The sequence below is a fragment of the Ruegeria sp. BE10 genome, assembly GCF_056538905.1.
In genome coordinates, this window is sequence record NZ_JBQFTX010000011.1 from 52,565 (window position 1) to 66,022 (window position 13,458).

Sequence of the window (13,458 nt, forward strand, 5' to 3'; positions counted from 1 at the left end):
TCTTCATGAAAAAAACCCAACGAACCCGCGAAATCTGCGGGCTGGCACCTATCGTTCCGGTTCTGGTCGTCGATGATGCCACGCAAGCCCGGCCTTTGGCCGAGGCGTTGGTGGCAGGTGGCTTGCCCGCCCTGGAGGTGACCTTGCGCACTCCGGCGGCACTGGATGCCATCCGGGCTATGGCGCAGGTGCCCGGTGGGGTGGTGGGCGCAGGCACGCTGGTCACCCCCGAAGACGTACGCGCCGCAAAAGAGGCGGGCGCGCAGTTCGGTGTTTCGCCCGGCGCAACAGACGTATTGATTGCAGCGTGTGAGGCCGAAGGCCTGCCTCTGCTGCCCGGCGCGGCCACGGCCAGCGAGGCGATGCGCCTGCTGGAAAAAGGCTATGACATGCTGAAGTTCTTCCCCGCCGAGGCGTCTGGCGGCGCGCCCGCGTTGAAAGCCATCGGCGCACCGCTGCCGCAGATCACGTTCTGTCCGACGGGTGGTGTTTCGCCAGCCAATGCCAGCGATTACCTGTCGTTGACGAATGTCGCCTGCGCTGGCGGCAGCTGGGTTGCGCCCAAACAGATGGTGCAGGGCGGTGATTGGGCCGGGATCGAAGCCCTTGCGCGTGACGCCTTAAAGCTGATGGATTGACGCGGCTTTTTGCTGCGCTAGGTTGGGCGTCAATTCAAACAGGTTGATCCCATGACAAACCATCTTTCTCTTGCGCAGGGGCGCGAATATCTGGCGATTCCCGGACCCTCGGTCATGCCTGACGCTGTGCTTCAGGCCATGCACCGCCCGTCACCTAACATCTATGACGGCGAGCTGATCGAGATGGTGCCGACCCTGACACGCGATCTGAAACGCGTGGCGGGCACGGATCACAACGTCGCCATCTATATTGCCAACGGCCATGGCACTTGGGAAGCCGCCCTTTCCAACGTCATTGCAGCGGGGGAAACGGTGCTTGCCCCGGCCTCGGGCCTGTTCACCCACGGATGGGCCGAGATGGCGCGCGGAGTTGGCGCCGAGGTCGAGCTGATCGATTTCGGTGCATCCTCGCCTTGGGATATGGATCGCATCGCCGATAGCCTGCGTGCTGACACGGCTCATCAAATCAAGGCCGTGCTGGCGGTGCATGTGGACACGTCCAGTTCGATCCGCAACGATATCCCGGCGTTGCGGGCGTTGCTGGACGATCTGAACCACCCGGCGTTGTTGATGGCGGACTGTATCGCCTCGCTGGGCTGTGATCGGTTCGAGATGGATGCCTGGGGCGTCGATGTCATGGTGTCGGCCTGCCAAAAGGGGTTGATGACCCCGGCGGGCGTGGGTTTTGTGTTCTTCAATGACAAGGCACAAGCCAAACGGGCAACGATGCCGCGCGTCTCGCAATACTGGGACTGGCAGCCGCGTGTGAACCCGCAGGTGTTTTACCAATACTTCAACGGCACCGCGCCGACGCATCATCTGTATGGTCTGCGGGCAGCGCTCGACATGATCCATGCTGAAGGGACCGAGAATGTCTGGGCTCGCCATGATCACCTCGCCAAGGCCATCTGGGCGGCATGCGAGGTCTGGGCAGAAGGTGGCGCACTTGAGATAAACGTATCCAACCCCGGCCATCGCAGCCACGCGGTTACCGCCTTGCGTCTGACCGATGGGCGGGGAACACCACTGCGCCAGTATACCGAGCGCCAGCTGGGCCTGACCCTTGGCATTGGGCTGGGCATGGAGGATCAGAACAGCTGTTTCCGTCTGGGGCATATGGGCCACGTGAACGGCCAGATGGTCATGGCGATGCTGGGAGGGGTGGAAACCGCCATGGCCGCCCTGAACATCCCGCGCGGCTCGGGTGCGCTTGAGGCCGCAGCTGCCGCGTTGGCCGCTGAACCCTCCAAAGCCCGGGTCAAATCGTGGCCTTCGCAGTGGCCAGCGCCTTTGGCAGAGCTGCAGCAAAGGCATCCAGATCCGTAACCGTACCACAGCTGACGCGAATACAACGGTTCTGTGGGGCGGCAAAGGGCATGCGCACAAATATCCCTTGCGCCACTAACCCCTCAAGCACCGCTTTGGCAAACGCTCCATCGCCACCGCAATCAATCGCCACGAAATTGGTGGCCGAGGGCAAGGGTACCGACCCGTTTTCTCGTGCGATCTGGCCGATCCGGTCGCGTGCCGTAGCGATCTGTGCCTGAACTTGCGACAGCCAGTTGGCATCCTGCAAGGCCGCCAAGGCCCCCGCTTGTGCAGCCCGGTTCATTCCGAAATGGTTGCGGACCTTGTTGAAAGCTTCGATCAATCCCGGCGCGCCGATCGCATAGCCAACCCGCGCCCCGGCCATGCCATACACCTTGGAAAATGTGCGCATTCGGATCACACGCGGATCATCGGCTGAAACCGGGGCTGCGGTGCCTTCTGGCGCGCATTCCACATAGGCTTCGTCCAGCACCAGCAGGCATCCCGCAGGCAGGGCCTCCATCGCGGCCAGGATATCCGCGCCTTTATGCCAACTGCCCATTGGGTTGTCGGGGTTCGCCAGATAGACCAGTTTTGCGTCCACCTCGATGGCTTTGGCAAACAGCGCCTCGGGGTCCTCGTGATCGTCACGATAGGGCACCTTGTGCAACGCGCCGCCAAACCCGGCCACGTGGTAGTTGAAGGTCGGATACGCCCCGTCCGAGGTCACAACTGTATCGCCGGGGCCAACCAGCAACCGCACAAGGTAACCCAGCAGGCCATCAATGCCTTCTCCGACCACGATGTTTTCCGGCTTTACACCGTGATGATCGGCCAGTGCATGTCGCAGTTCGTGACTTTCGGGGTCACCATATTTCCAGATGTTCGTTGCTGCCATCGCCTCGATAGCGCGGGGGGAGGGGCCAAAGATGCTTTCATTCGCCCCCAGCCGGGCGACAAAGGGCGCGCCGCGCTGACGTTCCTGCGTTTCCGGCCCGACAAAGGGCACGGTTGCAGGCAGTGACAGGGCAAGCGGAGTATAGCGTGGGTCAGTCATGGTGCGAGATAACCCCATGCCCCCCCGTCAGGCAACCATCTGCGACGCGCAGCCAGAAGTGCCCCAACGTTGAGGTGGAACTTGGCAGACCTTCCGGGCATGGTTGGGTCAACAAGATCAGGAGGCCCGCATGACCCGCGTATCCGTCGAGTACAAAGACCACATCGCCCATGTCACGCTGACGCGCGGCGACAAGATGAACGCGCTGGACGACGCGATGATCAAGGCGTTGCTGTCTGCAGGGCAAGAGGTCGCAGCCTCGGACGCACGCGCCGTGGTCCTGTCGGGCGAGGGCAAGAGTTTTTGCGCCGGGCTTGATATGGCCAGCTTTGCCAAGATGGCGCATATGGACCCGACTGAGTGGCTGATGTCCCGCAGCCACAGGGATGCGAATGAAATGCAAGAACTTGCCCTGATCTGGCGGCGTGTGCCAGTTCCGGTGATCTGCGCCATTCAGGGCGTTGCTTATGGTGGCGGGCTGCAAATCGCGCTGGGCGCGGATATTCGCATCGCACACCCCGACGCCAAGCTGGCGGTGATGGAGATGAAGTGGGGCATTATTCCCGACATGGGTGGGATGGTTTTACTGCCACATCTGGTGCGCTCGGACGTACTGCGCCTGCTGACCTACACCGCGCGTCCCATCGGCGCGCAGCAGGCGGCGGACTGGGGGTTGGTGACGAAACTGTCAGACGATCCACTGACCGAGGCATTGGCGCTGGCCGAAGACATCGCGGGCAAAAGTCCCTCGGCCATTCGCGCCGCCAAGCGCCTGATCGAAGTGGCCGAAACCAAGACCCGCGCCGAGGTTCTGTTGGAAGAATCCGCCGAACAGGTCGAACTGATCGGAAAACCTGATCAGATGGAGGTTGTGATGGCGCAGATGCAGGGGCGAAAACCTGAATTCAAGTAGCTAGCGCATAAAGGCCCGTCGCGCATCTCGGGCCATGTTGTACCGCATCTCCAAATCGGCGATGCGCGCCATGGCAGCTTTACGTGCATCTGCATCGGTCAACTCGGCGTAATCCTTTCGGGCGGCATCAAGCTTTTTCCTGATCTCGAACTCTTCCGGCAGCACACCGGCCTGCGCCATGATCCGGTGCCCAGCGGCGATGGCCGGATCACTCTGCGCCTCACCCGACCGATCCGGCAAAGGTTTGCCTTCACCCTCGAGCCCCTGCAACTGGCCCTCGGCCTGTGCCTTTTTGATCTGGCGTTCGATCAGTTTTCCAAGCGATCCGAGCATGGTCAAACTATATCCCAAGCCGAGTGAGCACCGCTAGCGAATTCGCTTCGTGACCAGATACGCAATGCCACCAGCCAGCAAACCCCAGACTGCCGAGCCCAGACCAAAGACCGAGATACCTGAAGCGGTGATGGCAAATGTCAAAATAGCGGCTTCCCTCTCCGCTGAAACATCAAGCGCTGCGTGGGTGGCGTTGGCAAGCACTCCGATCAACGCAATCCCTGTCAGGGTGCCCATCAGCAGCGGATCAGCATGTACGGCAAACCCGGTGATGGCCACCGCAAATACACCAAACAGGCAATAGAATACGCCTGCCATCACCGCCGACCAATACCGTTGGGCCGGGTCTGGGTGACTGTCCTCATTCGAACACATGGCGGCTGTGATCGCGGCCAGGCAGGTGGCAGGCGCCCCGAACGGGGCCGACAGGATGCTGGCTGCGCCGACTGAAGAGAACAACCTGCCGGGGGCGGGTGTGTAGCCAAAGCTGCGCATCACCGCGATGCCGGGGATGTTCTGTGTGGCCATGGTGACGATAAACAGAGGCAATCCAATACCGATGGCCGAGGCCAGTGAGAAACTCGGGATTGTCCAGACCGGTGCGGCCACCAGATGGGTTGGGGTGACCGACGTGTCGCCCGCGTTCAGAATCACAACAATCGCCGCTGCGACGACCGCCGCCGGAACCGCAAACAACCGGTTGATCCGCCCGGCGATGAACCAGGTCAGGATTACCGGCAAAGCTTGCCACGGGAGCTCGACCGCGGCCTTGAAAGGCTGGATACACAGGGGCAGCAGAACGCCGCCAAGCATTGCTTGGGCCAGCGTTGTCGGGATGGCCGACGCCAGCCGTCCCAAAGGTCGCCAGAGTCCTGCAAGCACGGTTAGCGCGCCTGCACACAGGAACGCGCCGACCGCGTCAGAAAACCCTGCTGCAGGCATCGCGGACACGGCCAACAACGCAACGCCCGGAGTGGACCACGCAACGCTGATGGGTTGCCGGTACCACAAGCTGAGACCGATGGCCGTCACTCCCATGGCAATGGCCGCCATCATCAGGCCCGACGCGGATTCCTGCGCCGAGGCCCCCATGGCCGCCAGTCCCTGCAACACGATAGGGAAAGAGCTGAAGAACCCGACAATGGCGACCACCAGCCCGGTTGAGATGGTTTGGATCGGAGGGAATGCGCGTGCCATCTGAGACCTCGGGGTTATATCCGCCTTTGCTAGCAAGGGCTTGCGAGTGGGGGCAAGGGCTGTGTGTGCAAAAGTAAACCCCACCGTGGCATACGCGGCGGGGTTTGGGATTTGAGTATTTTTGAAAAGATGAATATTAGGCGATTTCGGCCAGGCGGGCCAGCGCCTCGTTCAGCTTTTCTTCTTCCTCTTCGCGGGCGGCGAGATTGGCCTTGGCTTCGGCAACAACCTCCTCCGGGGCCGAGGCCACGAATTTCGGGTTGTTCAGACGTCCACGCAGACCGCCCAGTTCTTTAGCCAACTTGCCCTTGGCTTTTTCCAGCCGTTCCTTTTCAGCACCGATGTCGATGATATCCGCCAGTGGCAGGCCGAAAGTGGCGCCCGGTGCGGCAATGGAAATCGTTCCTTTGGGTAGGTCGTCGACCTTGGTCAGGCTGTCGATCCGTGCGAGACGCTTGATCAGCGCCTCGTTGCGGTCCCACGCTGCCTGTCCGTGGGCGTCGATCTCGGTCACCAACATCGGCACATAGAGCCCTGCGGGAACCCGCATCTGCGCACGGGCCGAGCGAGTATTTTCAATCACCGAAATTACCCAGTTCATCTCACGATCCGCATCGGCGTCGATCAGGTCGGCGGCGGCGTAAGTCGGCCAGTCGGCGTGGACGACCATCTTGGCGCGGTTGCCGGTTAGACCCCACAGTTCTTCGGTGATGAAAGGCATAATCGGGTGCAGCAGGACCATGCACTGATCCAGAACCCAGCGCATTGTGGCGCGGGTTTCGGCTTGCGCCTCGGCGTCATCGCCTTGCAACAAAGGCTTAGAGAGTTCCACATACCAGTCGCAGACCTTGCCCCAAACAAAGGCATAGAGCCCATTGGCCGCGTCGTTGAATCGGTAGCTTTCCAGCGCCGCGTCGACCTCGGCCCGCACACGGGCGGTTTCGCCGATGATCCAGCGGTTGACGGCGGCTTTGGGTTTCAAGTCGGCTACGTCCAGTTGCGGCACGGCGTCGGTGAAGACCTCGTTCATCTCGGCAAAGCGGACGGCGTTCCACAGTTTGGTGCCAAAGTTGCGATAACCGGTGATGCGCTCGCGGGACAGTTTCAGCACGCCGCCAATCGCCGCCATCGAGGCGTTGGTGAAACGCAGCGCGTCAGCGCCGAATTCGTCGACGATCTCCAACGGGTCGATGACGTTGCCGGTGGTTTTGGACATCTTCTTGCCCTTCTCGTCGCGGACGAGCTGGTGCAGGTAGACGGTGTGGAACGGGATCTGATCGACCACGGCCAGCTGCATCATCATCATCCGGGCGACCCAGAAGAACAAGATATCGAAGCCGGTGATCAGCACATCTGTGGGGAAGTAGCGCTCCAGTTCCTCGGTCTGCTCGGGCCAGCCCAGGGTGCCGATGGGCCATAGGCCGGAAGAGAACCAGGTGTCGAGGACGTCGGGGTCGCGCCACACCGGATAGACAAGCTTGGTCGGGTCTTGGTCGACAGCGTATTGAGCAAGGCTTTCAGCGAACTGATGGATCGCTTCCTGTTTGTCTTCGACTTCGATAACGGTCGCGTGGCTCAACGGGCTGGGGATGTTGGCATTGTCGTCGAGGAATTTTTCCGTGACATCCTCAAGGCTCGCCGCGCATTCCATGACATTGCCACGGTGCAGCATGCCGCCTTCGTTCAGCAAACGACCCAACTCGACCAGATCAAGATCGCCGTCGTTCTCGTCGTCTTTGAACCCTTCTGCGGACAGGTCGATCCCATACCAAACCGGAATCTGGTGCCCCCACCACAGCTGACGCGAGATGCACCAAGGCTCGATGTTTTCCAACCAGTGGTAATAAGTCTTCTCGCCTGACTCGGGGATGATCTTGACCGTGCCGTCTTTGACCGCGTCCAGCGCGGGGCCGACAACCTTTTCGGCGTCGACGAACCACTGGTCGGTGAACATCGGTTCGATGACAACTTTCGAGCGGTCGCCGAAGGGCTGCATGATTGGTTTGCTCTCGACCAGCGGGACCAGCCTGTCGGCACCTTCATGCTCGGGCTTCAGCGCGGTCGAACCCAGACGTGCGTCATCGGCGCGGCACATGACGGCCAGTCCATCGGCGGTGATTTCTTCGACCACTTTCGCGCGCGCCTCGAACCGGTCGAGGCCACGCAGGTGATCAGGGACAAGGTTGATTGCGTCAATTTCGTTCTCGGTAAATTTGCGCCCTCGCGCGTATTCCTGCGCTTTCCCTGCTTCGTCTGCGTAAGGGGCGCCATCGGCCCGCATCGCGCCTTTGGTGTCCATCAGACGGTACATCGGAATGCCGCCGCGCTTGGCAACCATGTTGTCGTTGAAGTCATGCGCACCGGTGATCTTCACCGCGCCCGAGCCGAAATCAGGATCAGGGTAGTCGTCGGTGATGATCGGGATCTGACGGCGGTGTTCTTTCGGACCAACCGGGATTTCACATAGTTTACCGACGATTGGCGCGTAACGTTCATCCGACGGATGAACAGCAACCGCGCCGTCGCCCAGCATGGTTTCGGGCCGCGTGGTGGCGATCGAGATATAGTCGCGCTCCTCGCGGAAAGTCACATTTCCATCTTCATCTTTTTCCAAATACTCATATGTTTCACCGCCCGCCAAGGGGTATTTGAAGTGCCACATATGACCCGCGACCTCGATATTCTCGACTTCAAGGTCCGAGATCGCGGTCTCGAAATGCGGGTCCCAGTTGACCAGTCGCTTGCCGCGATAGATCAGGCCCTTTTCGTACATGTCGACGAAGACCTTGATGACTGCGTCATGGAAATTGGCGGAGTTCTCGTGCCCCGTGCGTGGATCGCCCGCCGCACCGGCCATAGTGAAGGCATTGCGCGACCAGTCGCAGGATGAGCCCAGACGCTTCAACTGCTCGATGATCGTGCCGCCGTATTCGCCTTTCCATTCCCAGACTTTCTCAAGGAACTTCTCACGGCCCAACTCGCGCCGTCCGGGCTGTTGGGTCGCAGCCAGCATCTTTTCCACCTGCATCTGGGTGGCGATACCGGCGTGGTCCTGACCCGGTTGCCACAGCGTGTCGAAGCCACGCATACGGTGCCAGCGGATCAGAATGTCCTGCAGCGTGTTGTTGAAGGCGTGGCCCACGTGTAGCGCGCCCGTCACGTTGGGCGGCGGGATCATGATGGTAAAGCTTTCGTCGCGCGATTTGTTTGCGCCTGCCTTGAAGGCTCCGGCCTGTTCCCAGGTCTCGTAAATGCGGGCCTCAGCCTCGGCCGCGTTGAATGTCTTTTCCATCACCATGGGGTGCGTCCTGCGTCATCAATCTTGGGTCAGCGCCTGCAATAACGAATGCGCAGGGGAAGGGGAAGGGTCTGCGGGTACTCTGGACAACGAACCGGTGCAGCCTAAAGTCGCCCCTACAGGCCGAGGCAGGAGCATCCAATGGACAAGTTCGGAAAAAGTCAGCCGGTCAAACGGACCGAGGATCAGCGGTTTCTAACCGGGAAGGGGCTATACATCGACGATGCTGTGCCCGGCGACGCCCTGTTTGCGGCGTTTTTTCGCAGCCAGGTTGCGCATGGGCGGATCACCGCGCTGGATCTGGATGCCGCGCGTGAGGCGAATGGCGTGCGGCAGGTCATGGCGCTGGACGAACTGACTGAGGCCGGGATCGACACGGTTTTAAACGCGGCGCTTGTGTCGAACCGGGACGGCTCGAAAGCGGCGGCGCCGGATCGCCACATGCTGGCCAAGGACCGCGTGCGTTTTGTCGGTGAGCCGGTCGCGGTGGTCATCGCCGAAACGCAGATACAGGCCCGTGATGCGGCCGAGTTGATCTGGATGGAAACCGAGGATCTGCCCGCCAAGCTTGACCTGGAGATGGGCGGCGAGCCGCTGCACATCGAAGCTCCTGACAACCGTGCCTTTGACTGGGGCATGGGGGATGAGGCAGCGACCGAGGCGGCCTTTCAGGACGCCGCGCACAGAGTGCAACTGAACGTTGCGGATAACCGGGTGATCGTTACATCGATTGAGCCGCGCGGCTGTCAGGCTGCTTGGTCCGACGGGCGGCTGCACTTTGCCTATAGCGGGCAGGGCGTCTGGGCGATGCGCGGGCAATTGGCGCAGAAGCTGAAGCTGGAACCTGAATTCATTAGGGTCACCACGCCCGACGTGGGCGGTGGGTTTGGCATGAAGGTGATGCCGTATCCCGAGTATTTCTGTGTCGCTGTCGCCGCGATGAAACTGGGCCAACCCGTTCACTGGATGTCGGACCGATCTGAGGCGATGCTGTCTGATCACCATGGGCGCGACCTGACTTCGCTGGCTGAGCTGGCTTTTGATGAAGACCACCGAATTACCGCTTACCGCGTGCATAGCAAGGTCAATCTTGGGGCCTATAACAGTCATTTCGGTCAGGCAATCCAGACAAATCTGTTCAGCAAAGTTCTGATGGGGGCCTATGATGTGCAGACCTCTTATCTGCGGGTCGAAGGGTTCTTTACCAACACAACGCAGGTGGACGCTTATCGCGGCGCTGGTCGGCCTGAGGCTATCTATGTGCTTGAACGGGCTATGGACCGCGCCGCGCGTGAATTGGGCGTCGATCCGTGGGAGTTGAGGCGCAAAAACTTCATCCGGCCTGAAGCTTTTCCTTACAAAACGACGACTGGTGAGGTCTATGACGTCGGCGATTTCGACATGGTCCTGAGCCGCGCGAGTGAACAGACATTAGGTTTTGCTGCCCGTAAGGCGGCTGATGCCGAACGCGGCCTGATCCGGGGGCAGGGCATCTGTTACTATATCGAAAGTATTTTGGGCGACCCTTCCGAGAACGCAAAGATCGCATTCTGCGAAGATGGCACCGTGAACCTCTATGTGGGGACGCAATCAAACGGCCAGGGCCATGAGACGGCCTATACCCAGTTTTTGTCGGATCAGATCGGAGTTCCGTTGGATCAGATCAATGTCATCCAGGGGGACAGCGATCAGTTACCTGCCGGAGGAGGGACAGGAGGATCGCGGTCCGTTACAGTCCAAAACACGGCCACCCTGGCCACAATCGACGTCATGATCGCCGCATTCGCGCCTTATCTGGCCGATAAGATGGGCGTCGAGGAGGCTGACGTGAATTTTGATCACGAAACATTCCGCGCGCCAGGGTCAAACCTGACGCCTACATTGATCGAAGCGGCCGAGATGGCCCGCGCCGATGGCCGAACCGATCTTCTGCAACATGAGGCGCGCATTACGCTGGACGCACGCAGTTATCCGAATGGCGCACATGTTGCCGAAATCGTTATTGATTGTTTCACCGGCGAAACATGGGTCGACCGCTACACCGTAGTTGACGATTTCGGCAATCTTATTAACCCGATGTTGGCCGAGGGGCAGGTGCATGGCGGCGTGGCGCAGGGCATTGGTCAAGCCCTTTCCGAGCGTGTTGAGCATGATGCGCAGGGGCAACTGCTCACGGCTTCGTTGATGGACTACGCCTTGCCCCGTGCGTCTGAGATACCCATGATAAAGTTTACCTCGGCGCCGGTTCCGTCAACTTCGAACCCAATGGGTATGAAGGGATGCGGAGAGGCCGGCACCGTGGGCGCGCTGGCCGCTGTGGCGAACGCGGTGCAGGACGCGCTTTGGGAACATGGGGTACGGCAGGCGGATATGCCATTCACACCCCTAAGAGTTTGGGAATTGCTGACGCATGGTTCTGTCACGGCTAAGTAAAAAGATACTTGGATGGCTCGGACGGCCTTTGCGGTCCGAACATTCGGCCGAGGCGCTGCACCGTGAACCTATTAGTCATGTCATTATCCTTGACGGCACCATGTCGACGTTGGAGCCGGGGTTTGAAACTCATGCGGGTCAGACCTACCATCTGTGCCGCGAGATGGGCGGCAAGGTCTCGGTCTTTTACGAATCCGGTGTGCAGTGGGAAAGCTGGAAAACCTCTCTGGACGTGATGATGGGGCGCGGCATCAATCGGCAAATCCGGCGGGCCTATGGCTATCTGGCGTCACGCTACAAACCTGGTGATAAGATATTTTTCATCGGCTATTCGCGCGGCGCTTACGGCGTGCGCAGCCTTGCGGGCGTGATCGACATGATCGGTCTGCTCAAGGCCGAACACGCAACCGAGCGCAACATCAAGCAGGCCTATCGCCACTATGAATGTACGCCTAGCGGCGAGGCAGCCTGTGAGTTCCGCCAAAAATTCTGTCATGACGAGCTCGCAATTGAAATGATCGGTGTCTGGGACACCGTCAAGGCGTTGGGCCTGCGTCTTCCGCTGCTGTGGCGCTGGGCCGAAGATAAGCACGCGTTTCACAACCATGAACTTGGCCCCGCCACCCGGCATGGCTATCACGCTATGGCGCTGGACGAGACGCGCGAGGTGTACGAGCCGGTTCTGTGGAAATGTACGCCCGAGTTTAAGGGCCACGTTGAACAGGTCTGGTTCCGTGGCACACATGGCGACGTGGGCGGGCAATTGAACGGGTTTGAAGAGGCGCGTCCCCTCAGCAATATTTCCCTGATCTGGATGCTGGACAAGGCCGAGCAGCATGGATTGCCGCTGCCCGAAGGCTGGCGCGACCGGTTCCCAACTTCAACTACTGCAACTTCGGTCGGGACCTGGCGGGGGTGGGGCAAGGTTTTCCTGCTGCGCAAGCATCGCAAAGTCGGGATGGACCAGTCCGAGCAACTGCATGTCTCGGTCGCCCCCGATGAACTGCCGGGTTGGGTACCGATGCCGGATTCGTCCTCGCACCCGGCGCAATAGGTCAATCGAACAGAGTTTGGGATTGGTCTGTTGAATGGGCGCGGAACGCTGCTGTGACATCCGCGTGAATATTTCGGGCCAAAGATAGTGCAGGTATTTTGTCCGGGGGAAAGAAGGCCGCGTCGCTGGTCTCGGCACCCGGCTGCGGGGCGTCCGTGCCATCCTCATCGCACAGGAAGAAAAGTTTATAAAAATCTCGGGAATCCGGCGGGTAGGGATGCCGTGCCTTGTGGCGCAGAGCATAGAGGTGTCTGGCACGGACCTGCAGCCCAGCCTCTTCCCAGATTTCACGTTCCATATTTTCCGCTGGAGAGCTGCCAATGTCTGCAAAACCACCCGGCATGGCCCACAGCCCGTCTAGTCGTTCGCGGACCAGCAGAATGCTGCCATCACGGATTACAGCGCCGCGAATGTCGATGCTGGGCGTGGCATAACCACCGGCATGATTCGAGATCAGCCCCTCGATCCGCGATAGGGGCACCCGGCCCAAATCGGCCAGCATGGCGCGGGCCATGGCTGCGATCTCGTCATAGCGTTCGCGATCAAATGGGTCTTTGGTGAAATGCTGGCCGGTTTCGGCCAGCGCCAACAAGCGTTTTGCCCGTTTCAGCCAGGCATCCTCCAGTACAGTCGGATCCTGGCGCATCTTCCTTACCGCCGACGGTCGCGGCGCGAGCTCATGGGTTGGAAGGCCACGCCCACATGCGCCTCACAATAAGGTTTGCCGGCTTCCACAGGCAGGCCGCAGAACCAGAAATCCTCGGTCGCGGGGTCGCCGACGGGCCATTTGCAGGTCTTCTCGGTCAGTTCCATCAACGTCAGTTTCTTGGCCTTCTTCTCGATCTCATTGACCTTGGCCAGGGCCTCGGGGCTGATTTCATTGGCCGAAGGCTGCGGTGGCAGCGGCTGACCGGCCGGAATGATCTGGCGGCGGGCAGGCACGGCGGGCTTGGCCTCGGCCGCAGGTGCGGGGGCCGGGCGGGCCGGTTCGGTTTTGGGTGTCGGTTTCGGCTTGGCCTCGGCCTTGGGCGCGGGGGTCGGTTTTTCCTTGGGCTCGGCCTTGGCCGGGGATGCACCGGTGGCACGGTTCGACAGGCCCAGACGGTGCACCTTGCCGATTACGGCGTTGCGGGTCACCCCACCCAGTTCCTTGGCGATCTGGCTGGCCGACTGGCCTTCGCCCCACATTTTCTTCAGCAGCTCTACACGCTCGTCAGTCCAGGACAT

11 protein-coding genes are annotated in these 13,458 nt (G+C 60.5%); 5 read left to right on the plus strand and 6 right to left on the minus strand.

Annotation, left to right across the window (positions count from 1 at the left end):
• The first annotated feature begins 5 nt into the window (after positions 1-5).
• Entirely contained in the window at positions 6-638 is a 633-nt protein-coding gene (gene eda, locus ACR0M2_RS19475) for a bifunctional 4-hydroxy-2-oxoglutarate aldolase/2-dehydro-3-deoxy-phosphogluconate aldolase (protein ID WP_480706709.1), read from the plus strand.
• Between the two features lie 51 nt (positions 639-689).
• Positions 690-1,964 (plus strand): pyridoxal-phosphate-dependent aminotransferase family protein, encoded by a 1,275-nt coding sequence (locus ACR0M2_RS19480; protein ID WP_480706711.1) that lies wholly within the window; start codon positions 690-692, stop codon positions 1,962-1,964.
• Here ACR0M2_RS19480 and ACR0M2_RS19485 read toward each other — a convergent pair.
• Complete coding sequence (locus ACR0M2_RS19485) at positions 1,897-3,003, minus strand: pyridoxal phosphate-dependent aminotransferase (protein ID WP_480706713.1); 1,107 nt, start codon at positions 3,001-3,003, stop codon at positions 1,897-1,899. The genes ACR0M2_RS19480 and ACR0M2_RS19485 overlap by 68 nt on opposite strands.
• Before the next feature lie 130 nt (positions 3,004-3,133).
• On the opposite strand from ACR0M2_RS19485, the gene ACR0M2_RS19490 reads away from it, so the two are divergent.
• Positions 3,134-3,916 carry a crotonase/enoyl-CoA hydratase family protein gene (locus ACR0M2_RS19490; protein ID WP_480706714.1) on the plus strand — a complete coding sequence of 261 codons (783 nt, stop codon included), beginning with the start codon at positions 3,134-3,136 and terminating at the stop codon, positions 3,914-3,916.
• Here ACR0M2_RS19490 and ACR0M2_RS19495 read toward each other — a convergent pair whose 3' ends face one another.
• The 3 genes from ACR0M2_RS19495 to ACR0M2_RS19505 all read right to left on the minus strand — a co-directional run bounded on the left by ACR0M2_RS19495 (position 3,917) and on the right by ACR0M2_RS19505 (position 8,744).
• Positions 3,917-4,249, minus strand: a complete 333-nt coding sequence (locus tag ACR0M2_RS19495; protein WP_170351377.1) for a DnaJ family domain-containing protein — start codon at positions 4,247-4,249, stop codon at positions 3,917-3,919.
• 33 nt (positions 4,250-4,282) lie between these two features.
• Positions 4,283-5,446, minus strand: coding sequence for a benzoate/H(+) symporter BenE family transporter (locus tag ACR0M2_RS19500; protein WP_480706716.1), 1,164 nt, complete (start codon positions 5,444-5,446; stop codon positions 4,283-4,285).
• A gap of 136 nt (positions 5,447-5,582) precedes the next feature.
• Entirely contained in the window at positions 5,583-8,744 is a 3,162-nt protein-coding gene (locus ACR0M2_RS19505; RefSeq protein WP_480706718.1) for a valine--tRNA ligase, read from the minus strand.
• 141 nt (positions 8,745-8,885) lie between these two features.
• On the opposite strand from ACR0M2_RS19505, the gene ACR0M2_RS19510 reads away from it, so the two are divergent.
• Together ACR0M2_RS19510 and ACR0M2_RS19515 are read left to right on the plus strand one after the other, a co-directional pair.
• Complete coding sequence (locus ACR0M2_RS19510; protein ID WP_480706720.1) at positions 8,886-11,177, plus strand: xanthine dehydrogenase family protein molybdopterin-binding subunit; 2,292 nt, start codon at positions 8,886-8,888, stop codon at positions 11,175-11,177.
• Positions 11,155-12,231: a DUF2235 domain-containing protein gene (locus tag ACR0M2_RS19515; protein ID WP_170362536.1), complete on the plus strand. Its 1,077-nt coding sequence runs from the start codon at positions 11,155-11,157 to the stop codon at positions 12,229-12,231. Before ACR0M2_RS19510 ends, ACR0M2_RS19515 begins: the two co-directional genes overlap by 23 nt.
• A 1-nt stretch (position 12,232) precedes the next feature.
• Here ACR0M2_RS19515 and ACR0M2_RS19520 read toward each other — a convergent pair whose 3' ends face one another.
• Positions 12,233-12,877 (minus strand): NUDIX hydrolase, encoded by a 645-nt coding sequence (locus ACR0M2_RS19520; protein ID WP_480706721.1) that lies wholly within the window; start codon positions 12,875-12,877, stop codon positions 12,233-12,235.
• A gap of 5 nt (positions 12,878-12,882) precedes the next feature.
• Complete coding sequence (locus ACR0M2_RS19525; RefSeq protein WP_170414445.1) at positions 12,883-13,458, minus strand: GcrA family cell cycle regulator; 576 nt, start codon at positions 13,456-13,458, stop codon at positions 12,883-12,885.